Source organism: Thiomicrospira sp. R3 (assembly GCF_029581415.1).
Classification (GTDB): Bacteria; Pseudomonadota; Gammaproteobacteria; order Thiomicrospirales; family Thiomicrospiraceae; genus Thiomicrospira.
This window is the reverse complement of record NZ_CP121121.1, coordinates 978,152-999,252: the sequence shown is the minus strand read 5'-3', so window position 1 is coordinate 999,252 and position 21,101 is coordinate 978,152. Positions and strand designations below refer to the sequence as shown.

Annotated in this window: 20 protein-coding genes; 12 read left to right on the top strand and 8 right to left on the bottom strand. The window is 46.2% G+C overall.

Annotated elements, in window-relative coordinates:
• Positions 1-16: 16 nt before the first annotated feature.
• Positions 17-832, bottom strand: a complete 816-nt coding sequence (locus P8S55_RS05020) for a mechanosensitive ion channel family protein (RefSeq protein ID WP_289225186.1) — start codon at positions 830-832, stop codon at positions 17-19.
• A 134-nt stretch (positions 833-966) separates the two neighbouring features.
• Between P8S55_RS05020 and rpoZ the strand changes: the two genes are divergently transcribed.
• Genes rpoZ through P8S55_RS04995 form a run of 5 tightly spaced genes read left to right on the top strand, consistent with a single transcriptional unit; the run spans position 967 to position 6,424 of the window.
• Complete coding sequence (rpoZ, locus tag P8S55_RS05015) at positions 967-1,191, top strand: DNA-directed RNA polymerase subunit omega (RefSeq protein ID WP_289225185.1); 225 nt, start codon at positions 967-969, stop codon at positions 1,189-1,191.
• A gap of 25 nt (positions 1,192-1,216) precedes the next feature.
• Positions 1,217-3,373 (top strand): RelA/SpoT family protein, encoded by a 2,157-nt coding sequence (locus P8S55_RS05010; RefSeq protein WP_289225184.1) that lies wholly within the window; start codon positions 1,217-1,219, stop codon positions 3,371-3,373.
• A 17-nt stretch (positions 3,374-3,390) separates the two neighbouring features.
• Entirely contained in the window at positions 3,391-3,777 is a 387-nt protein-coding gene (gene ridA, locus P8S55_RS05005) for a deaminase RidA (RefSeq protein WP_289225183.1), read from the top strand.
• A gap of 27 nt (positions 3,778-3,804) precedes the next feature.
• The gene (gene recG / locus P8S55_RS05000) at positions 3,805-5,886 is read left to right on the top strand and encodes an ATP-dependent DNA helicase RecG (protein ID WP_289225182.1); all 2,082 of its coding nucleotides are present in this window, start codon (positions 3,805-3,807) and stop codon (positions 5,884-5,886) included.
• Positions 5,879-6,424: a chorismate--pyruvate lyase family protein gene (locus tag P8S55_RS04995; protein WP_289225181.1), complete on the top strand. Its 546-nt coding sequence runs from the start codon at positions 5,879-5,881 to the stop codon at positions 6,422-6,424. The genes recG and P8S55_RS04995 overlap by 8 nt, the downstream gene beginning before the upstream one ends.
• On the opposite strand, the gene uvrD is transcribed toward P8S55_RS04995, so the two are convergent.
• Entirely contained in the window at positions 6,421-8,619 is a 2,199-nt protein-coding gene (gene uvrD, locus P8S55_RS04990) for a DNA helicase II (RefSeq protein ID WP_289225180.1), read from the bottom strand. The genes P8S55_RS04995 and uvrD overlap by 4 nt on opposite strands.
• A 315-nt stretch (positions 8,620-8,934) precedes the next feature.
• Between uvrD and trxA the strand changes: the two genes are divergently transcribed.
• The 5 genes from trxA (at position 8,935) to P8S55_RS04965 (ending at position 13,676) form a co-directional block, all read left to right on the top strand.
• On the top strand, positions 8,935-9,261 hold the full coding sequence (gene trxA, locus P8S55_RS04985) for a thioredoxin TrxA (protein WP_289225179.1): 327 nt from the start codon (positions 8,935-8,937) through the stop codon (positions 9,259-9,261).
• 121 nt (positions 9,262-9,382) lie between these two features.
• Positions 9,383-10,642 (top strand): transcription termination factor Rho, encoded by a 1,260-nt coding sequence (gene rho / locus P8S55_RS04980; protein ID WP_289225178.1) that lies wholly within the window; start codon positions 9,383-9,385, stop codon positions 10,640-10,642.
• A gap of 116 nt (positions 10,643-10,758) precedes the next feature.
• The gene (locus P8S55_RS04975; protein WP_289225177.1) at positions 10,759-11,010 is read left to right on the top strand and encodes a type B 50S ribosomal protein L31; all 252 of its coding nucleotides are present in this window, start codon (positions 10,759-10,761) and stop codon (positions 11,008-11,010) included.
• A 127-nt stretch (positions 11,011-11,137) separates the two neighbouring features.
• Positions 11,138-12,202, top strand: coding sequence for a uroporphyrinogen decarboxylase (gene hemE / locus P8S55_RS04970; protein WP_289225176.1), 1,065 nt, complete (start codon positions 11,138-11,140; stop codon positions 12,200-12,202).
• A gap of 139 nt (positions 12,203-12,341) precedes the next feature.
• Positions 12,342-13,676 (top strand): DEAD/DEAH box helicase, encoded by a 1,335-nt coding sequence (locus P8S55_RS04965; protein WP_289225175.1) that lies wholly within the window; start codon positions 12,342-12,344, stop codon positions 13,674-13,676.
• Here P8S55_RS04965 and P8S55_RS04960 read toward each other — a convergent pair.
• From P8S55_RS04960 to rph, 4 genes are read right to left on the bottom strand one after another with little or no spacing between them, the layout of a single operon-like run.
• Positions 13,673-15,757, bottom strand: a complete 2,085-nt coding sequence (locus tag P8S55_RS04960; protein WP_289225174.1) for an AsmA family protein — start codon at positions 15,755-15,757, stop codon at positions 13,673-13,675. The genes P8S55_RS04965 and P8S55_RS04960 overlap by 4 nt on opposite strands.
• A 14-nt stretch (positions 15,758-15,771) precedes the next feature.
• The gene (gene hemW, locus P8S55_RS04955; protein WP_289225173.1) at positions 15,772-16,947 is read right to left on the bottom strand and encodes a radical SAM family heme chaperone HemW; all 1,176 of its coding nucleotides are present in this window, start codon (positions 16,945-16,947) and stop codon (positions 15,772-15,774) included.
• On the bottom strand, positions 16,947-17,528 hold the full coding sequence (rdgB, locus tag P8S55_RS04950) for an RdgB/HAM1 family non-canonical purine NTP pyrophosphatase (RefSeq protein ID WP_289225172.1): 582 nt from the start codon (positions 17,526-17,528) through the stop codon (positions 16,947-16,949). The genes hemW and rdgB overlap by 1 nt, the downstream gene beginning before the upstream one ends.
• A gap of 27 nt (positions 17,529-17,555) precedes the next feature.
• The gene (rph, locus tag P8S55_RS04945; protein ID WP_289225171.1) at positions 17,556-18,275 is read right to left on the bottom strand and encodes a ribonuclease PH; all 720 of its coding nucleotides are present in this window, start codon (positions 18,273-18,275) and stop codon (positions 17,556-17,558) included.
• Between the two features lie 108 nt (positions 18,276-18,383).
• Between rph and P8S55_RS04940 the strand changes: the two genes are divergently transcribed.
• Both P8S55_RS04940 and P8S55_RS04935 read left to right on the top strand, forming a co-directional pair.
• Positions 18,384-19,244 carry a YicC/YloC family endoribonuclease gene (locus P8S55_RS04940; RefSeq protein WP_289225170.1) on the top strand — a complete coding sequence of 287 codons (861 nt, stop codon included), beginning with the start codon at positions 18,384-18,386 and terminating at the stop codon, positions 19,242-19,244.
• A gap of 72 nt (positions 19,245-19,316) precedes the next feature.
• A complete protein-coding gene (locus P8S55_RS04935; protein WP_353957027.1) occupies positions 19,317-19,727 on the top strand; it encodes a transposase in 411 nt (136 codons plus the stop codon).
• A 345-nt stretch (positions 19,728-20,072) separates the two neighbouring features.
• Here the strand turns inward: P8S55_RS04935 and P8S55_RS04930 are convergent, their stop codons facing one another.
• Both P8S55_RS04930 and P8S55_RS04925 read right to left on the bottom strand, forming a co-directional pair.
• Positions 20,073-20,627, bottom strand: a complete 555-nt coding sequence (locus P8S55_RS04930; RefSeq protein ID WP_289225169.1) for an integrase core domain-containing protein — start codon at positions 20,625-20,627, stop codon at positions 20,073-20,075.
• On the bottom strand, positions 20,624-21,028 hold the full coding sequence (locus tag P8S55_RS04925; protein WP_289225168.1) for a hypothetical protein: 405 nt from the start codon (positions 21,026-21,028) through the stop codon (positions 20,624-20,626). The genes P8S55_RS04930 and P8S55_RS04925 overlap by 4 nt, the downstream gene beginning before the upstream one ends.
• Between the last annotated feature and the right edge of the window lie 73 nt (positions 21,029-21,101).

The window sequence follows — 21,101 nt, the reverse complement described above, 5'->3', positions numbered from 1 at the left end:
AAACATACACAACCACTTAGTTTTGCGCTGCTAAACCTTGCACATGGACATCCATCTGTGGATATGGGATAACAACTTCATTATCATCAAAGGTCAATTTAACTTTTTCAATATAATCGAATCTTACTGACCAATAATCCGCCGATTCAACCCAAATACGTACAGTAAAATTAACACTGCTATCGGCTAGCTCAGACACCACAACCAATGGTTTTGGATCGGTTAAAGCACGACTTTCCTGCTTGATTAGGTCTAATAAAATTTGTTTCGCTTTTCTTAAATCACTGTCATAACTAATACCGAAAACAAGATCTATGCGTCGCGTCGGCTTGGCAGAGTAATTAATCAAAGGAGAAACATAAATTTGACCATTAGGAATCGTTACCTGTCGATTATCGCCTGTTCGCATCGTAGTACTAAACAACTGAACATTTTCTACTGTGCCCATTTGACCGGCCACCTCAACAAAATCACCCACTTTAAAAGGCTTGGTCAAAATCAGCATCACGCCCGAGGCGAAGTTGTTTAATGAATCTTTTAGCGCCAAACCAACGGCCAAACTGGCCGCCGCCAAAATAGCCACAACGGAGGTGGTATCAAAGCCAATATAACTTAAAATACCAATGGTAAGTAGAAGGTACAAAAGACCTTTCACTACCGACTTAGAAAAGCCAATCAAAATCGGCTGAACTTCAAATTTTGTTAACACCTTGTCAAGCAAGCTTAATGCCCAGCCAATCAGCTTATTACCAATGTAGAATGCAACAACTGCAACTAAAATATTGATACCGAATGGAATGATGTATTGGTTTAAAATAGTTTCCAAATCCACTTTAAGCGCTCCTTTGGCTATTTTTTAAACTAATTATGTTCTGATGCAAGCCTTAACTGTAACAAGCCCTTGCATTCCTGTAGAATAGTATAATTGATAAAAAAGTTTTAGTTAACATTAATGAGGAATTGCCCATGGCACGTGTCACCATAGAAGACTGTTTATCCCATGTAGAAAATCGCTTTGAACTTGTTTTAGTCGCGTCGAAACGCGCTCGTCAACTAGGTAATGGTTCAGAGCCTACCCTAGCCTGGGAAAACGATAAACCCACTGTGCTTGCATTACGCGAATTGGCTGAACAAACCATTAGCCCAGAAATTATCTTAGCTGATCCAGACACACCGCCTTTTTTCCGCTAATCTTAATCTGCTAAGCGGTAGCGTTATGAGTACACCCAGTTCCTTAGACGGCTTACTTGATAGGGCCAATGCTTATCTTGCGCCCGAACTGGTGGCGCAAGTTGTGGCGGCTTACGAGTTTGGTGCACTAGCACACGCGGGTCAAACACGTAAAGCGGGCGGGGCTTATATCTGGCATCCGGTTGCTGTTGCGGAAATTTTAGCGGAAATTCAACTTGACCATGAAAGCTTAATTGCGGCCATTTTGCACGATGTCATTGAAGACACCCCCTATACCAAACAAGATATTATTGATCGTTTTGGCCAATCGGTAGCTGAAATAATTGATGGTGTCACCAAGCTTGGCAAGATCGCATTTGATACGCCACAAGAAGCCCAGGCTGAAAGCTTCAGAAAAATGATGCTCGCCATGTCTCGTGATATTCGGGTTATCTTAATTAAGCTAGCTGACCGCTTGCATAATATGCGCACGCTAGGTGTCATGCGTCCTGAAAAACAACGCAGAATTGCACATGAAACCTTAGATATCTATGCACCTATTGCGGCTAGATTGGGAATTAATGCAATCCGCATTGAGCTAGAAGACCTAGGCTTTAAGGCCCTTTACCCAAAACGCTATGCAACCCTTGAATTTGCGGTAAAAAAAGCACGCGGTAATCGCAACGAAATTATTGAGCAAATTGGCGATGCGATTCAAACTAGAATCAACCAAGAAGGTTTTAAATCTAACGTAGTGGGCCGCGAAAAGCATCTATACAGCCTGTATAAAAAGATGAAAAAGAAAAGGCTTTCATTTGAAGAGGTGTTGGATATTTTTGCCTTTCGGGTGATCGTAGAAAACGCTGACGACTGTTATCGAATGCTTGGGTTGGTTCACTCGCTTTACAAGCCGTTGCCAGGAAAAATCAAAGACTATATCGCGATTCCTAAACCCAATGGCTACCAGTCTTTGCATACATTGCTATTTGGCCCTTATGGTGTGCATATCGAGGTTCAGATTCGTAGTGAAATGATGCATGAAGTGTCTGAACATGGTATTGCTGCTCACTGGCAATACAAACAATCGGATGCGGATACTCAACTGAGTGCTGTGAATGTTCGCGCCCAGGAATGGGTGCGCAATCTGCTCGAAATTCAACAAAGTGCAGGTAACTCGCTCGACTTTTTAGAAAACGTTAAGATTGACCTCTTCCCCGATGTGATCTATGTCTTTACCCCTCAGGGTGAAATCGTTACGTTACCGAAAAATGCGACCGCAGTTGATTTTGCTTATGCTGTGCATACCAACCTAGGCCATGCCTGCGTTGGCTGTCGCATAGATCGACAGCTCATGCCACTGCGTAGTCTGCTTGAAAGTGGACAAACCGTAGAAATCATTAAGTCTAAGGAAACTCAGCCCAATCCAACATGGTTAAACTTTGTGACCACCGCTAAAGCACGCTCACAAATTCGTCATTTTCTTAAAAACCAGCACTCGCAATCCGCGTCCGATCTAGGCCAAAGGCTACTTATCAAAGCCATGCGAATCCATAATATGTCCTACTCAGGTTTAAGTGAGGAGCTGATTGAACGCCTAGTTAAAGAGCTTAAATTAAAAGACTGGAATCAATTACTTGAAGAAATCGGCTTAGGTGAACGCATGGCAGGTTTAGTGGCTAAACAAATTCATGACGCGCTTCTAGGTAAAGAGGATCATATTCCCAACACCCTTGACCCTAGCGGCCAAACCCAGCCCCTGGCTATTTCAGGTACGGAAGGTTTGGTCGTCAATTACGCCCAGTGCTGCCATCCCATACCAGGTGACGACATTATTGGCTTTATATCCAGTGGAAAAGGGTTGGTGATTCATCGTCAAGAATGCAAAAATGTTAAGCACTATCAGAGCCATCCAGAAAAATGGTTAGATGTTGACTGGGATCCACATGGTGAGCAATTGTTTGCGGTTGAAATCCAAATAGAAACTAAAAACCAACGTGGTGCGCTGGCTTTAATCGCGTCTGAAATTGCCAATACAAAAACCGACATTGAACGGGTGCGGTCTGAAGACAAGGATGAGACCTATAGCCAAATGAACTTTGTAGTCTCAGTACGAAATCGTGATCATCTCGACGATCTTCTTCGCTACTTACGACGAATTCCCATTATAGACAAGGCGCACCGCGTCGAAAACCTAGATCATTAACCTTAAAGGACAGTTTTATGCGTCAAATTATTTCTACGCCCAATGCACCCGCCGCAATCGGCACCTACTCACAAGCGGTGCGTGTTGGGGATACCGTTTATCTTTCAGGGCAAATTGCTTTAATTCCTGAAACCATGGCGCTAGCAGAAGGAGATATTTCGGTTCGCATTCACCAGGTTTTTAAAAACCTTAACGCGGTTTGTGAAGCCGCCGGCGGTAGTTTGCAGGATATCGCTAAACTGAATATTTTCTTAACCGACATGGCTCATTTTGCCAAGGTTAACGAGATTATGGCACAGTATTTTGAGCAACCTTATCCCGCCCGTGCGGCGGTTGCTGTTAAGCAGTTGCCAAAAGATACCGATGTGGAAATGGACGGCATTATGGTCGTCTCTAACTACTAGGACATTTGCACCCAAATGCTAGCTCAAATGCAAGTTACCGCCCTCAAAGGGGTCGGTGAAAAACAAGCCGAGAAGCTAGCCAGGCTTGGTTTACACGTGGTTCAAGACTTGCTGTTTCACCTGCCACACCGCTATCAAGATAAAACAAAAATTACCCCGCTTAATCAAGCGATTATCGGCCAAGAGGTCTTGATTGAAGCAAGCATTAAAACCCAGCGGCTGACTCAAGGCCGTCGCCCTACCTTGTTGGTTGAACTCGAAGACGACTCAGGCACCCAACTTGGATTACGTTTTTTCCATTTCCAAGCCACTCAAGCACGCCAGTTTAAACGGGGCAACCTGGTCAGAGCGTTTGGTGAGTTACGCAGCGGGCTAAATGGACTTGAAATAGTTCACCCCCATTACAATGTCTTCAGTACTGAAGCGCCTCCACTAGAAACAACACTCACCCCGGTTTATCCTACGACAGAAGGCTTGGGCCAAATCACACTAGTCAAACTCATAAAACAGGCTTTAGCGCTATTAAAACAGTACCCTTTAATCGAGGGGTTGAACCAGGCCTGGTTATCTCGCTGGCAATTGCCGGCCATTAACGAGGCACTCTTAACCTTACACCAACCCCAACCCAGCGATGATTTAAGCCAAATAAAACAGTTTGAACATCCTGCACAAGCACGATTGATTGTTGAGGAACTAATTACCCAACAACTTTCGTTACAATTGCTGCGCCAACAACAAATTCAACGGATTGCGCCTCATTTACCCGCCAGCCAAACCGCCAATGCATTACTGACCAGCCTGCCCTTTACGCTTACCTCTGCACAACAACGCGTATGGCAAGAGATTGCCGATGATCTCAAGCAATCCAAACCTATGCAGCGACTGGTTCAAGGTGACGTAGGTTCAGGTAAAACCATTATCGCCGCACTCGCCGCGCTACAAGCCGCTGATGCGGATTATCAGGTCGCAATTATGGCGCCCACAGAAATTTTAGCCGAACAACATCGCAATCATTTTGCCGAATGGCTCGCGCCGCTGAATATTGAAATGGCCTGGTTAAATGGCCGTTTAAAAGTGGGCGAAAAACGCAAGATGCTTGCCAAAATTGTCTCAGGGGACGCTAAAATTGCCGTTGGCACCCACGCGCTATTTCAAGAAGCCGTTGAATTTAACCGACTGGGCTTGGTTATTATCGACGAACAACATCGTTTTGGTGTTCACCAGCGGCTCACCCTGAATCAAAAAGCAAAAACCAAAGAAATTGAAAACTTCGCCCCGCACCAACTTACCCTGACCGCCACCCCTATTCCACGCACCCTGGCAATGACCGCGTATGGTGATCTCGATATTTCGGTGATTGATGCGTTGCCACCGGGTCGCCTGCCCGTTGATACTGCCGTGCTGGGCAATCAAAAACGCCATCAAGTCATGGCGCACCTTTACCATGCCTGCAAGGACGGTGTACAAGCCTACTGGGTCTGTCCGTTGATTGATGAATCCGAGTTACTCGATGCACAAGCTGCACAAACCACCTTTGATGAATTCAAGCAACTTTGGCCGGATATGCGGGTTGGCTTAGTGCATGGGCGATTAAAAGCCGCCGAAAAAGAACTCGTTATGCAGCAATTTAAAGCGCATGAACTGGATCTACTCGTCGCCACCACGGTCATTGAAGTCGGTGTCAATGTACCCAATGCTAGCTTGATGATTATTGAAAACGCTGAGCGCTTGGGCTTATCGCAACTTCATCAATTACGAGGGCGCGTTGGACGCGGCGCAAAAAAAAGCCATTGTGTTCTGCTTTATCAATCACCCTTATCGGCTAGCGCGAAAGCGCGATTACAGATTATGCGTCAAACCAACGATGGCTTTGTGATTGCTGAGGAAGATCTACGGATTCGCGGCCCAGGTGAGGTACTCGGCACACGCCAAACGGGCGGTATGACCTTGCGAATCGCTGACATTCAACGCGACCAGGCCTGGATTGAACCCGCTCAGCAGGCAGCCACACAGATGCTAGAACAAGCTAGCTTACAGAACTCGACTGAGGAAATAGAACTATTACAACAACGCTGGATTGGCGAGAAAGTTGAGTATAAACATGCCTAACCCCCCTCGATACCAACGCTACCAACCCAAACGCTGGTACCCGCCCTCCATGATTCAACGCCTCACAGCCAACGCCCAAAACCAGGCCTGGTTGTCGGACACGGGCTCACTGACCCAAAAACTACGTCAATACTGCCCAGCGTTGCGGGTCGAGATTATTTCCGAAGGATTTGACACGCCCCACCATGATGAAGCACAAAACCTAAGGCTTCCAACTCAGCAGCAGGCCTGGTTACGCCAAATTAGGTTGATGTGCGGTGATCAGCCACTGGTTTACGCACGCAGCGTCATGCCTCATTTCACCATGCGCAATCCCTGGTGGCATATCAAACACCTTGGCCATCAGCCGCTAGGGGAAGTGCTATTTAACCAACCCCAATTAAAACGCAGTGACTTTGAGTTTTGCCGAGCAGCATGGCCTAAACAAGGCTCGACCTCTCCGCTGCTAGCAAGGCGTTGTTGTTTTTATAACCAAAACGCGCCCCTATTGCTAACTGAAGTATTTTTAGCGCAAACTTGGCGTTTGGACAGCCGCTAAAGCAGTTTTAAATTCGCATAGGCTTTTACCAACCACTTTGAGCCTGCATGCTTAAAATTTACCTGAATACGTGCATGATCACCCGCACCTTCAGTGGCCATAACGGTCCCTTCACCAAATTTTTGATGGAACACCCTTTGACCCAAGGCCAAACCCGATTCATTGAGTTTGCTGGATACCGTTTTAGACGCACCTGACGTTCCCCAGGCCCGCGAAGTTTGTACCTGCGCACCCATGCGCACCCAATCCACACACTCTGCCGGCACTTCTTTGATAAAGCGAGAAGGCGCAGGATAGATTTCTGAACCGTGTAAACGACGGCGCTGAGCGTAACTCATCACCAATTTTCGCTCAGCACGGGTTATACCGACATACGCCAAACGACGCTCCTCTTCTAACCGATAAGGATCATCATTTGAGGCTTGTGAAGGGAACAAACCTTCTTCCATGCCCACCATAAATACCAGCGGAAACTCCAGACCCTTAGCGGCATGCAAGGTCATCAACTGCACCGCAGATTCCCAGGCATCGGCCTGATTTTCGCCCGCTTCTAGGTTTGCTTGAGCTAAAAACGCCAATAAAGGATGGTCTTCATTCGCCATTTCTAGCTCATTATCAGTTTCAGCTTTGGGCTTTTTATCAAACCCCGCTGCCGCATTAATCAATTCATCCAAGTTTTCCAAGCGAGATTGACCCTGCTCAGACTTATCTTTTTCAAAATGGGTTTGTAAACCCGAACGCGCAATCACTAGCATCACTTGATCTTGCAAGCTTTTGCCCGAGCAGGCCTGCTCAAGCGTCTCAATTAAATCAACAAAACCGGCTAACGCACCTTTAGCCCGCGCCGTCATACCGGATGCTAATTGAGTTTTGGCCGCTTGCCATAAAGACAAACCCAAATCCCTGGCAAGGTCACGAACCTGTTGCATGGTTTTTTCGCCAATGCCACGGGTGGGTAAATTAAATACCCGCTCAAACGAGGCATCATCATCCCGATTAACGATTAAACGTAAATAAGCCAATACATCCTTAATTTCGGCACGATCATAAAAACGCAAGCCACCATAGATGCGATAAGGCACCTCGGCCTGAATCAGCGCCTGCTCAAACACCCGCGACTGAGCATTTGAGCGATACAAAATCGCCACCTGCTTGCGTTCACCACCCTGCTCAACCCAGCGTTGCAATTGTGTAATCACATAATTGGCTTCATCAAACTCATTAAATGCCTCATACACCGAAATAGGCTCACCCGCATCGCCGGCACTCCATAAGTCTTTACCCATACGCTCCGAATTAAACGCAATCAACTGGTTAGCGGCTTTTAAAATCGTGCTGGTCGAACGATAGTTTTGCTCTAAACGTACTAACTTAACATCACTAAACTGCTGTTCAAAAAGGCGAATATTTTCAATTTTGGCACCCCGCCAACCATAAATCGATTGGTCGTCATCACCCACTACAAATAATTTACCCGTTCCACCTGCCAAAACACGCAACCAGGCATACTGCAAACTATTAGTATCCTGAAACTCATCGACCAAAATATGACGATAGCGCTGTTGATAAAAACTCAAAATCTCAGGGCGCTTTAACCAAAGTTCATGCGCGCGCAACAATAATTCAGCAAAGTCAACCAGGCCTGCTTTTTGGCATTGCTGTTCATAGGCCTGATAAATTTGCAGCATTTTTTTGACATAAGGATTAGGGCCTAGATCAATATGATGTGGGCGGCGTCCCTCTTCTTTTTCGCCATTAATATAGGCTTGAACCTGCTTAACTGGCCACTGAGTTTCGTCCAATTCTAAGGCTTTTAACAAACGTTTAATCAAGCGTTTTTGGTCATCGGAATCGAGTATCTGAAAGGCCTGAGGCAGGCCTGCCGCCTCATAGTGTTGACGCAACAAACGATAGGCAATACCATGAAACGTGCCCATAGTCACACCCTGCGCCTGCTGACCAATAAGTTGCTCCATCCGCCCGCGCATTTCACGCGCCGCTTTATTGGTAAAAGTCACCGCTAAAATGTTAAAGGGCGACAGTTTCATCACCTCCGTTAACCAGGCAATGCGATGCACCAAAACCCGTGTTTTACCGCTCCCAGCCCCTGCTAAAATCAGCGCATGACGCGCCTCTAAAGACACAGCTTCACGTTGCGCATCATTTAAATCATTTAATATAAATGTAATATCCATCTCTCATTCTTTTGCTAGTCTAATAGATGAGATATATGCTACGCTAAATAAAAAGAAAAGCCAAAACATGGGGTGTTTTCAAAAAAACTTAACATTAACCTTGCACAACGCACAGCATTAGTGCAATAATTACTGGTATGTACTTTAATGGGTAAAAGTGGACGTACTACTTTTAAAAAATACAACTCATAAAGAAATAATTGAGAACTGCTATTTCCCCTTCGGATTAAAAAACATTCCATACAAATAATCTTCACACACAGATTCGACTGAAAGGTTTTTGTATTTAAGATAATGAAAATTAAGGAGTTACCAATGAGTGACAAAATTATTTCTACTTCTGACGCCAATTTTGAAACCGAAGTTATAAGTTCAGAATTACCGGTATTAGTTGACTTTTGGGCTGAGTGGTGTGGTCCTTGCAAAATGATCGCTCCGATCCTTGATGATGTAGCGACTGAATACGCTGGCAAAGTAAAAGTTGTAAAATTAAATATTGATGAAAATCCATCAACACCCCCTCAGTATGGTGTTCGCGGCATTCCAACGTTAATGCTATTTAAAAATGGCCAAGTTGATGCGACCCAAGTGGGCGCCTTGTCAAAATCACAACTTTGTGGCTTCTTAGACAATAACCTGTAAATTCTTTTTGTACACCGGTTTTAACCGGTGTACTTCGATTGACGCTCCAACTCACTTCCATCATTTCTAATCCGCCTTCTGGCTTTTCTATTTTATTTATTCAAACGAACACAGAACCATTATGAATTTATCAGACTTAAAAAAATTATCCGCCGCCTCGCTTCTAGATCTAGCCACAGAACTGTCTTTGGATAGCAACCTAGCTCGCCAACGCAAACAAGACATTATTTTTGCCGTCCTAAAAAGTCACGCTCAAAAAGGTGAAGACATTTTTGGTGAAGGCGTATTAGAAATCCTGCCAGATGGCTTCGGGTTTCTGCGTTCAGGCGACGGTTCTTACCTAGCTGGCCCAGACGACCTCTATGTGTCGCCAAGCCAGATTCGCCGCTTTGGTTTACGAACCGGAGATACGGTTGAAGGTAAAATCCGTCCGCCTAAGGACGGGGAGCGCTATTTTGCTTTATTAAAAGTAAACAAAATCAACTTTGAAGACCCAGAGGTTGCACGTCGCAAAATTGCATTTGAAAACCTTACGCCTCTGCATGCGGACAGTCGTATGCGAATGGAAATTGGCAATGGCAGTACCGAAGATATTACACCGCGCATTATTGATCTTGTCGCACCAATTGGTAAAGGTCAGCGGGGTTTGATTGTTGCCCCGCCAAAGTCCGGTAAAACCGTGATTATGCAAAGTTTGGCTCAATCGATTGCAGAAAACTATCCTGAATGTTATTTGATTGTGCTACTGATTGATGAGCGCCCAGAAGAAGTAACAGAAATGCAACGCACCGTCAAAGGTGAGGTGATCGCCTCAACCTTCGATGAACCTGCAACACGCCATGTTCAGGTGGCTGAAATGGTTATTGAAAAAGCCAAACGCTTAGTTGAGCATAAAACTGATGTGGTTATTTTACTTGACTCGATTACACGTCTAGCACGCGCCTATAACACCGTAGTACCGGCTTCAGGAAAAATCTTAACCGGTGGTGTTGACGCAAATGCGCTTCATCGCCCTAAACGCTTCTTTGGTGCCGCACGTAATATTGAAGAAGGTGGGTCATTAACGATTATTGCGACCGCATTAGTCGATACCGGCTCAAAAATGGACGAAGTAATCTTTGAGGAATTCAAAGGAACAGGTAACATGGAACTTCATTTATCACGCCATATTGCTGAAAAACGCACCTTCCCAGCAATCAACTTGAATAAATCAGGTACACGTAAAGAAGAGTTACTGACTACTCAAGAAGAATTGCAAAATATTTGGGTTCTACGTCGCTTCCTTCATACCATGAATGAAATTGAGGCGATAGAAACCTTGATTGATCAAATGAAAGTTAGCAAAACCAATGCGGCTTTATTTCAATCAATGAAGCGTTAACAAACTGTTTTTCAAAACTTATTTTAAATAAAACCCAAACGAGGTCTTGATTTTAACTTATTCTCTGTTAGAATCTCGCCTTTAATTTTAAACCCCATTAAACTTGGACCGTCAATATGAGAGCAGACATTCATCCAGAATACAACGAGGTGGTTTTCCAGGATATTTCTACTGGTGAAACTTTTTTAACTCGTTCAACCCTAAAAACTTCTGGCGAAACCATTACACTAGACGGTAAAGATTTCCCCTTGGTTCGTGTTGAAGTATCAAGTGCTTCTCACCCGTTTTACACTGGTAAGCAAACACTTGTTGACACAGAAGGTCGCGTTGAGAAATTCCGTCAAAAATACGGTTCACTTCGCCGCTAAGCCAAAAGGTCTTTACCTTATTGCAAAAAGCCGCATTAGTGTGGCTTTTTTGTTGTCTAAAACAAACCATCCGAGCTCGTTTAGCGTTAAAATAGAACCTTTTGATTTTTTTGAAAAGGACTCCCTAATGCCTGCATTACAAAACGACCGCTTCCTTCGCGCACTTACTCGCCAACCTGTTGATCGCACACCTGTATGGATGATGCGCCAAGCTGGACGTTATTTACCAGAGTACCGCGCCAGCCGCGCGCAAGCTGGGTCGTTTATGGACTTATGCCGCAACGCCGAATTCGCCTGTGAAGTTACCCTGCAACCGCTTGAGCGCTTTCCGCTTGATGCTGCTATTTTGTTTTCCGACATTCTCACCATTCCAGACGCGATGGGCTTAGGACTGCGATTTGAAACTGGTGAAGGTCCTGTCTTTGACAAACCCATCCGTAATCTAGCCGACGTTAAAAAACTCTATGTACCCGATATGGCATCTGACCTTGGCTACGTGATGAACGCTGTTAGCACTATTCGCAAGGCGCTTAATGGCCGCATACCGCTCATTGGGTTTTCTGGCAGTCCTTGGACGCTGGCGACCTATATGGTTGAGGGCGGCACAAGCAAAAACTTTTCCAAAGTCAAAGCTATGATGTACGACGAACCGGCTACGATGCATCAAATGCTTGATGTGTTGGCTGACTCGGTTATCGCCTACCTTAATGCACAAATTGAAGCGGGTGCACAGGCCGTTCAGGTGTTCGATACCTGGGGTGGTGTCTTAACCCCTCGTGATTACAAAGAGTTTTCACTCAACTACATGGCAAAAATTGTTAATGGCCTAAAACGTGAACACAACGGCGAAAAAATTCCCGTAATCTTATTCACCAAAGGCGGCGGGCAGTGGTTAGAGGCGATGGCTGATACCGGCGCGGACGCACTCGGCCTTGACTGGACAACGGATATTGATGAAGCCCGTCGCCGCGTGGGTGATCGTGTTGCACTACAGGGAAATATGGACCCGAGCATGCTGTATGCCTCACCTGAGCGTATTCGCAATGAGGTCGGCATTATCCTTGAAAAATACGGTCAAGGCTCAGGCCATGTGTTTAATCTAGGCCACGGTATCCACCCTGAAGTTAAGCCTGAGCATGCCGGTGCCTTTATCAACGCGGTAGTTGAACTCAGCCCGAAATACCATAAATAACCACTTAACCGATGCTTTTACAGCCAGGCCTGGTTGTAAAAGCATCGGTTATGCCGCATACTTAACGGTTTTGCGGTTTGGTTTGCTTGCACTTCAGATCGCTTCACTTACTGCGCCTAGCGCTAAAGGTCTGAAGACAATGTTATTTAATGAATTAAACCTCCACCCATCACTGGTGCAAGCTGTCGCCGACGAAGGCTACACCACCCCAACCCCGATTCAACAACAAGCGATTCCTCTGGTTTTACAAGGTGACGACCTGATGGCGGCCGCGCAAACAGGTACAGGTAAAACCGCGGGGTTTACACTGCCCGTTCTACACAACCTAGCCAAAGGCACCCCACCCAAAGCCAACCAAGTTCGCGCACTGGTTTTAACCCCCACCCGTGAGCTTGCTGCACAGGTTCATGAAAGTGTAGTTAACTACGGCAAGCATTTAAACCTACATGCCGCTGTGGTATTTGGTGGGGTCAGCATCAACCCACAAATGATGAAACTTCGTCGTGGCGTTGATGTTTTAGTCGCAACACCAGGGCGCTTACTTGATTTGCATTCACAAAACGCAGTTCAATTTGATCAACTTGAAGTCTTAGTGCTTGACGAAGCCGACCGCATGCTTGACATGGGCTTTATTCACGACCTTAAACGCATTGCCAAACTCCTACCGAAAAAACGCCAAACCCTGATGTTTTCGGCCACCTTCTCTGATTCGATAAAGCAACTCGCGCATCAGTTTTTGAATGCGCCTAAACAAGTATCTGTTGCCCCACCGAACAGCACGACTGAGCTGGTCGTGCAAACGGTTATTCCGGTAGATAAGGCGCGTAAGACTGAATTATTGATCCACCTGATTGCCGATAACCAATGGCAACAGGTACTAGCCTTCAGTAAAACCAAGCATGGTGCTAATCGCATTTGCGAAAAATTGATTCAAGCAGGCATTCCTGCGGCCGCACTTCATGGCAACAAAAGCCAAGGCGCACGTACTAAAGCGCTAGCTGACTTTAAAGCCAATAAAATTCGCGTCCTGGTCGCCACCGATATTGCCGCACGTGGCATTGATATTGACCTATTGCCACATGTTATTAATATTGACTTACCGAATGTGTCTGAAGACTATGTACACCGCATTGGCCGAACGGGTCGTGCGGGGTCTAAAGGCGAAGCCTTGTCATTAGTTTGCGCGGATGAGGTTGAACTGCTTGCGGGTATTGAGCACTTAACCGGGCGCTTACTACCAAGACGCTTTGAGGCGGGTTTTGAACCTAATCACAATGTGCCAGAAACCTCTATGGATCGCAAACCAAGACGCTCTCCATCACCTTCTGACGGTGCACGCAATGGTAAGCCAAACCCACGCAGTGGTACAGGGCGTGGCCGCCAAACAGAAGGTAAACCAGCCAGCCCTAAACCAAACCGCTGGCCAAGTCGTGATCGTAAATCCAACTCGAGTGCGGCCAAAAGCCCAGGTTAACGAAAAATGTTAATGAGTCGCTGGACATTGTCTGGCGACAAGAGCTGTGAAAGCTCAACCTGCCATTGTGGATCACGTAATGATCCTGTCAGCCTAATCGGTATCTGAACCCCTTCTAACTTAGCCAAAACCTCTGGCGGTTGTTGATAGGTGAACTGTAAACGACTATCAATTTGTGCACGTGGAATATGGACACGGCCAAAAGCCCGCGCGTTAAAACGCATTGAATCTAATTCGGCCTGTTGGATATGATAGATGCCATCAATCGCCTCACCACTCAAACGAACCTGATCCAACTGGGTCACATCCCCTTTTTCCGAGCCTTGCCCTGCTAGTAACTTATTAATATCTAAAGAATGGTAGGCACCCTGGTTTAATTCGGCGGAGAATAAACCATTAAGATGGTATTTAATCGCGTCCAAATTACTACCTTGGGTGCGCAAATCAAATCGACTCGTTAACTGGCCACTGAGCTGATCGTAGCGAGCTAAATCCTGTAAAAAGTCCTGCGCATCTACCTGATTGATTCGCCCTTTAAGCTGATAAGTCGGTGTGGTTTGATTGACATTCACATTTAATTGGCTCAGCCACTCCCCACCGTAAAGCTGGGCATCAAACGGCGCAAGTTTAAGCTGGCCATAATTTGAATTGACCCCCAGCGTGACCTGTTGCATTTTAATTTGCCAAGCTTGTAACTGCCCGACAACAAGCTGGCCTTGCATTTTGCTCTCGCGAAGTGTCGTCACCGGCACAGCTAGGGGTAAGTAGGTCTGCGTTTTTTCTTGCGCCACTGGGTCTGTTGACCCTCTTGGCCCTATTGGCTCAATGGCTTTGGCTGCATAAAAGTCCATATTAAGCTGATCAAGCTTTAGGTCAAACTGATAGAGTGGCGCTTGTTCAGTAAAGCGATAAGCCAAATGCCCATTCAGCCGTGTATTATCAATCAGCAGGTCAATACTATCCAACGACCAGGCCTGGTTAGCCCATTGCATCGCTAACTCGCCTGAAAACCCTGTTAACGCCTGCGGTTCAATAAAGTTAGGGGTGCGCACATTCATCTGATTTAACCAATAACGCAGATTAGCCCGATCGACCTTCAACACCGCTTGGTAGGCTGAATCATCCGGCCTACTTTGTACCGAGGCATCTAACGCGAACGCTAAGTGTTCAGACTGCAATACCAAATCGACCAATTGCCATTTACCTTGGTTTAAGGAGCCATTAAGTTCAGCCAAACTCAGGTTAAACGCCCAATCATCACGCTGATCTGTAGCGGGCCAGCTGATAAGACTTGAGCCAGAAAGTTGGGATAACTCTAACTGATTAAGTTGTTCTTTTAAGCGCAAACTAGCTTGATAATTAAGCGCATGTGTCTGTTGTGTTTTTAGGTTGGTGACCTGCGCCTCAAGTTTAATCGCCATGGGATCTGTCAAATGAACCGGCGCTGCATCGAGCTGTAAGCCTGTGATATCCAACGCCTGATCCTCTATCAAATCGCGCCAGATAAGCTCACCATCAATAATTTTAAAACGATCAAGATTCAGATCATACTGCTCAATCCATTTAGCAAGGGGCGCAATCATCGCTGAGATCACTTGGCTTTGCGCGGGTAGTTGGGCAACTGTACGATAATGCCAATCCGCATTCAATGCAGCCTGCTTCTGCCAACTTAGCTGCCCATCAAGCTGGCGCGTAACCACTAAACGCGGGCTATACCATTCGATTCCAGTTAAATTCAACTTGCCACGCAATAATAAATCCGCATAACTTATCTGTAAATTCAATTGATCAAAACGCAGCAAGGGCTCTATGAGTTCCGCATCCTCCGCATCCCTATCCCGTCCAGGACGCTTAAGCTGGCTGTGTTCAATGGATAGTTGTAATGGCCATACCCCGGCTTTTAAATCACCATCAATACTAAGTTCTAAACCTGTTTTAGCGTTGATTTCTTGCTCAATCATCGGTTTATATTTATTAAAGTCCATAAAACTAATAGCAAGAATAAAGCCGATCACTAAAAACAGCGGCACGGTTATCGCTACAATCACTAAAATTTTTAACAGGCGCTTGACTACAACCATGCTATTGCTCCTCGTCAGGATGGGTCTAAAAACTGTTCAATAAGGCTGTTTAAATAGGTTTGGCCTTGTGGGGTTAGTTTCAGCCAGTCCCCGCTCAATAAAATCCAACCCTCTTGTTGAAGCCTTGCTAAGATCGGTTGGATGCGATCCAGACTTAAGCCGGTGCGAGCACTAAACAAATCCAGCTCAAATCCTTGCTGTAATCTTAACGCATTCAACATAAATTCGAACACTAAATCATCGGCCCCGACCTGTTGCCAACGACCAGGCCTGCTTCTATCGGCTTGTTGCATTGTTTGTAGATACGAACCCGGTGAAGCCGGCATTTGCGTTCGCCAAACTTCACCCGTTTGCGGCAAACTAATTTTACCGTGCGCTCCCGCACCTAATCCAAGGTAATCACCAAACTGCCAATAGTTTAAATTATGGTGCGCCTGCCGCCCCGTTTGGCTAAATGCCGACACTTCATAATGCTGATAACCCGCTTGCTTAAGCACCGCTTGACAGGCAAGCTGCATCTCCCAAGCGAGGTCTTCATCAGGTAAACGTGGCGGCTGGCGATAAAAAGGCGTATTGGGTTCAAGCGTAAGTTGATAATGGGAAATATGGCTAGGCTGGGCGCTAATCAAACGCGTTAGGTCGTCTAAGGCTTGCTCTAGTGTTTGGTTTGGCAGTGCAAACATCAAGTCACAATTAAAATTGCCAAACCCAGCTTGCTTGGCTTTTTCAATCGCTGACCAGGCCTGGTTGTCATCATGAATACGGCCTAACGCATTAAGGTGCTGGGGGTTAAAGCTTTGAATACCCATCGACAGGCGATTAATACCCGCCTGGCGAAAACCGATAAACTTAGCTTCATCCACCGTACCCGGATTGGCTTCAAGCGTAATTTCAATCTCAGGTGCAAAGCCTAAAAGCGCACGAAGCTGGGACATCAACCAATCCAACCCTTCAACCGACATCAGGCTGGGCGTACCTCCACCAAAAAAAATTGAATGGATAGGCCGCCCCCAAATCCAAGGCAACATCTGCTCACATTGTCTCACCAAAGCATTTAAATAGGCCTGTTCTTGCTGCGCCAAATCCTGCTTAGCTTGATGCGAGTTAAAATCACAATACGGGCACTTTTGTACGCACCAAGGATAGTGAATATACAAAGACAGCGGTATCGCTTGAGTAAACTGAAGCATTAGGCCAATTGCGCCACTAATGAACGCAAAGCTTGCGCACGATGACTGAGTTTGTTTTTTTCAACTGGGTCTAATTCTGCGGCGGTGCAATCAAATTCGGGGATATAAAAAATAGGATCGTAACCAAAACCGCCCTCACCGCGGGGATGGCGCAATAACTGTCCCTGCCAACGCCCTAAACCAATTAAGGGCGTAGGATCATTGGCGTGACGAACACAAACCATCGCACAGTAGTAGCTCGCTTGACGCTCAGCGTCGTCGATTTCATCCATTCGCTCAAGTAACTTATTGAGGTTCTGCCGATCGGTGGCTCCTGTGCCCGCGTAACGTGCCGAATAAATGCCTGGCTCACCATTCAAGGCCGCCACTTCAATCCCCGAATCATCGGCTATAGCCGGAAAACCGGTTTTGGCTGATGCAAACCGTGCCTTTAAAAGCGCATTTTCAATAAAACTTAAGCCGTTTTCACCTGCTTCTTCCTTAAAAAATTCGCCCTGCGGTCGAACATCTTTACCGGGTAACAAGGCCAGCATTTCCTTAAGTTTGCCCTTGTTATTGGTGGCGAGTACCAAGGTTTCCATTACACTATTCCTTTAGCCGTCCAGACATTAAACTGGCTGCAATGCCTGCTTTTGTTTTTCAATCAACGAAAATATCGCTTGTTGACCGAGCGTCATCATTTCATTCATTTGCGCCAGGTCAAACGGCGCCGCTTCCGCCGTACCCTGTACTTCAATAAACGTACCCTGCTCGGTCATGACTAAATTCATGTCGGTACCGGCATTTGAGTCTTCAGCGTAATCCAAGTCCACAACCACCTGACCCTGATAAACACCGACTGACACCGACGCAATCTTATGCACAATCGGATTGGTTGTCAGCTTACCCTGTGCGATAAGTTGCTCAATGGCCAAACTCAGCGCCACAAACCCGCCCGTAATCGATGCGGTGCGTGTACCGCCGTCAGCTTGAATCACATCACAATCAATATAGATCGTCCGCTCACCCAACTGGCTTAAATCCAAGGCTGCGCGCAATGACCGACCAATCAAGCGTTGGATTTCTAAGGTGCGCCCGCCCTGTTTACCGGCACTTGCCTCACGGCGCATTCTTGTTCCGGTCGAGCGCGGCAACATCCCGTACTCAGCGGTCAACCAGCCTTTGCCTTGGCCTTTTAAAAACGGGGGGACCGAGTCTTCTATGCTGGCCGTACAAATCACCTGGGTATCACCAAATTCGATTAGCACTGACCCTTCGGCATGCTTGGTAAAGTTCCGGCTTATTTTCACGGCTCTTATTTCTGAAGCCTTTCTTCCGCTTGGACGCATTGCTGTTCCTTTCTGCTCAACCTGTTAAAATGGCGCTTATTATACCTTAAGCCTTATGCGGCACAGAAACTAACCGCTAGCCATTAGCATTAAAATAGGAACGAATTTATGAAAAGTATGACGGCATCGGCGCACCTGAGCCATGACTTTGACGAAGGCCAAATCCATTGGGATATTCGAGCTGTCAACCAACGCTTTTTGGAATTAAATTTTCGCCTGCCGGAGGCTGCCCGTGCGCTAGAAATGCCTTTGCGTGAAGCCTGTAAAAAAGTCTTACAGCGCGGTAAACTCGATATAGGCCTGCGCTATGAACTTCACCAAAATCAACAAGGTTACATGATAGACAAGCTGCAATTACAGCAACTGAGCCAAGCGATCAACCAAATCCAACTCACCTTGCCAGAAGCCACACAGATCAACCCGCTAGACCTACTCAATTGGCCAGGCCTGCTTGCCAACTCACAAGCCAGTTTAACCGACTACCAAACGGAAATTTTAACTAGCTTTAACCTAGCACTCGAACAACTCAATCAAGCCCGCGAACGTGAAGGCGCTCAGCTAGCCGAAATGCTAAACCAACGCTGCCAAGCGATACGCCAACAACTGGCCGACCTTAACCCCCTATTACCCGAAATACTGGCACAACACCAAGCCAAACTGCGCGCACGCGTGGCTGAAGTGAGTGAACAGTTTGATGAAACAAGATTAACGATGGAATTCGCTATTTTGGCGCAAAAAGCCGATATTACCGAAGAAATAGATCGATTACACACCCATTTAGATGAGGTCGAGCGCGTTATAACGCAACCTGACGCGATTGGCCGACGACTTGACTTTTTAATGCAAGAACTCAATCGTGAAGCCAATACCCTCGGCTCCAAATCGATCGATGTGCGCAGCACCCAAACCAGCGTCGAACTCAAAGTGCTCATCGAACAAATGCGCGAACAGGTTCAAAATATTGAATAGTTTTTTACCCGTCCAACAATGTCTTATACAAAAAGGACATCAACTTTAAGCTTTAAAGATAATCTGTTTTGAATCTGTTTTGGGTGTCCTTTAACTTATTTTATTAAAACCAACGACTTCACCACCGGATCAAGCCACGACTCTCAGACCTTCGAGACCCTATTAACGGGCAGCGAAAAAGTCGTGTATGCCGATAGTGCCTACAAAAGCCAAGCGCACGACAAACTACTCAAAACCAAGCGGATTAAAAATAACATCCTGCACCGTGCTTATCGCAATACAGCGCTCACCGAACAACAAAAGCAACACAACCGATTAGCCTCAGAAGTACGCTACATCGTGGAGCGCACCTTTGGTGTATTAAAACAGCACTATGGAATGGCACAAGCCCGCTATAACGGCCTAAAGCGCAATGCGGCAAAATTAACACTCATGTGTATTGGATACAACCTAAAACGCGCAATAAACATACAACTGAGCTAAGGCTCAAGGGGTGCGTGTATCCAAAAAACAGGATATGCGCACAAAATAGCAAAAAACCGTCATAAAAGTGACGTAAAACAGCGAAAAAGGACTAAATTGCAAGTTCTATATTCAAAAAAGTCGAATTTTAGAATTTAACTTTAGAAATAGCGGGGTTTTGCAAAGATCTCAATATTAAAGACCACCATCGAAAAAGCCTGATTTCTTTGCTATTGGATCGAATATAACCACTGTAATGACGATTAATGCAAGGTTGATAATTAGTTAGCAGATACTGATGCCGATATTATTTATCACCTTGTTTTCCGGAACGTGCCAACATACTTTGCACAAGTTCTTTAAAAATTAAATTGCTTTTTGCTTCACCCTTGGCAGGGTCGGGAAGTTCACACCCGTTTCAATGGTACTCTGATCAGCCTCCTGGGGTATCGGGTTAATACAGACCTCCGCTGGCGGTAATTTGACCAAGGGACGACCTTGGCTAAAGCGTTGCGGATGTTTTGCAAACGCTTCATCTAACGCCTGTTGGCGTACGTGGGCGATGTCCTGATACTCACCGCTAAACACTTGATAAGGCCTAAAGCCTGCCAGACTGCTGTGGTGATGTTGATGGTTATACCAACTCACATAGTCTTGGCACCAGCGCATGGCATGGTCATAACCATCGAAGCGGCGCGGATAGTCCAGCTGATACTTCAGCGTTTTAAACTGCGCCTCGCTCATCGGGTTGTCATTACTCACTCTGGGACGACTGTGAGAGGCGGTAATCGCCAACTCACCCAGTAGATCAAGATAACAATGCGCCTTCATTTGGCGGCGCACCGTATTGCGACACAGCGCCAAGGCATCGGCCGCCGCACGTTGTGACACATAAGGCGCTAAGGGCTGTGTCATCATCATACTGACGAGTTCTCGTGTTCGAATGCTTCGATCAGTGCCAAGGCTTTTTTTTGGAGTAAAAGGCAGCCGTCTTTGACCGCAATCTGTTTGAGCAGACGGGCATTTTCCTTTTCTAACTGCTCAATACGCCTTTGATCTGGGGTTTTAGACGGTGCAGGGCCCGGCTTGGATTTGGCTAAGCCTTTAACGCCGGATTCGGCAAACTCACGACGCCATTGTGCCAACTGATTAGAATAGAGCTTTTCACGGCGCAGCAATAGTCCTAACTCGCCATGCTTACAAGCATCGGCTTGTTGCAGAATGGATAACTTATACTCGGTGCTAAACACACGGCGAGTGCGTTTTTCCAGTTCAGGGTCGGGCTGAATCTGTGGATTAATGTGGGTAACGGGTTTTGGCATAACAGTCTCCTAATGCGCCCTGATTTATATGTTATCTCAAAATCAACTGGCTCAACATTATCTTGACATACAG

Coding starts and splice junctions, on each gene's coding strand:
- rpoZ (WP_289225185.1), top strand. CDS start 967: ATGGCACGTGTCACCATAGAAGACTGTTTATCCCATGTAGAAAATCGC.
- P8S55_RS05010 (WP_289225184.1), top strand. CDS start 1,217: ATGAGTACACCCAGTTCCTTAGACGGCTTACTTGATAGGGCCAATGCT.
- ridA (WP_289225183.1), top strand. CDS start 3,391: ATGCGTCAAATTATTTCTACGCCCAATGCACCCGCCGCAATCGGCACC.
- recG (WP_289225182.1), top strand. CDS start 3,805: ATGCAAGTTACCGCCCTCAAAGGGGTCGGTGAAAAACAAGCCGAGAAG.
- P8S55_RS04995 (WP_289225181.1), top strand. CDS start 5,879: ATGCCTAACCCCCCTCGATACCAACGCTACCAACCCAAACGCTGGTAC.
- uvrD (WP_289225180.1), bottom strand. CDS start 8,619: ATGGATATTACATTTATATTAAATGATTTAAATGATGCGCAACGTGAA.
- trxA (WP_289225179.1), top strand. CDS start 8,935: ATGAGTGACAAAATTATTTCTACTTCTGACGCCAATTTTGAAACCGAA.
- rho (WP_289225178.1), top strand. CDS start 9,383: ATGAATTTATCAGACTTAAAAAAATTATCCGCCGCCTCGCTTCTAGAT.
- P8S55_RS04975 (WP_289225177.1), top strand. CDS start 10,759: ATGAGAGCAGACATTCATCCAGAATACAACGAGGTGGTTTTCCAGGAT.
- hemE (WP_289225176.1), top strand. CDS start 11,138: ATGCCTGCATTACAAAACGACCGCTTCCTTCGCGCACTTACTCGCCAA.
- P8S55_RS04965 (WP_289225175.1), top strand. CDS start 12,342: ATGTTATTTAATGAATTAAACCTCCACCCATCACTGGTGCAAGCTGTC.
- P8S55_RS04960 (WP_289225174.1), bottom strand. CDS start 15,757: ATGGTTGTAGTCAAGCGCCTGTTAAAAATTTTAGTGATTGTAGCGATA.
- hemW (WP_289225173.1), bottom strand. CDS start 16,947: ATGCTTCAGTTTACTCAAGCGATACCGCTGTCTTTGTATATTCACTAT.
- rdgB (WP_289225172.1), bottom strand. CDS start 17,528: ATGGAAACCTTGGTACTCGCCACCAATAACAAGGGCAAACTTAAGGAA.
- rph (WP_289225171.1), bottom strand. CDS start 18,275: ATGCGTCCAAGCGGAAGAAAGGCTTCAGAAATAAGAGCCGTGAAAATA.
- P8S55_RS04940 (WP_289225170.1), top strand. CDS start 18,384: ATGAAAAGTATGACGGCATCGGCGCACCTGAGCCATGACTTTGACGAA.
- P8S55_RS04930 (WP_289225169.1), bottom strand. CDS start 20,627: ATGATGATGACACAGCCCTTAGCGCCTTATGTGTCACAACGTGCGGCG.
- P8S55_RS04925 (WP_289225168.1), bottom strand. CDS start 21,028: ATGCCAAAACCCGTTACCCACATTAATCCACAGATTCAGCCCGACCCT.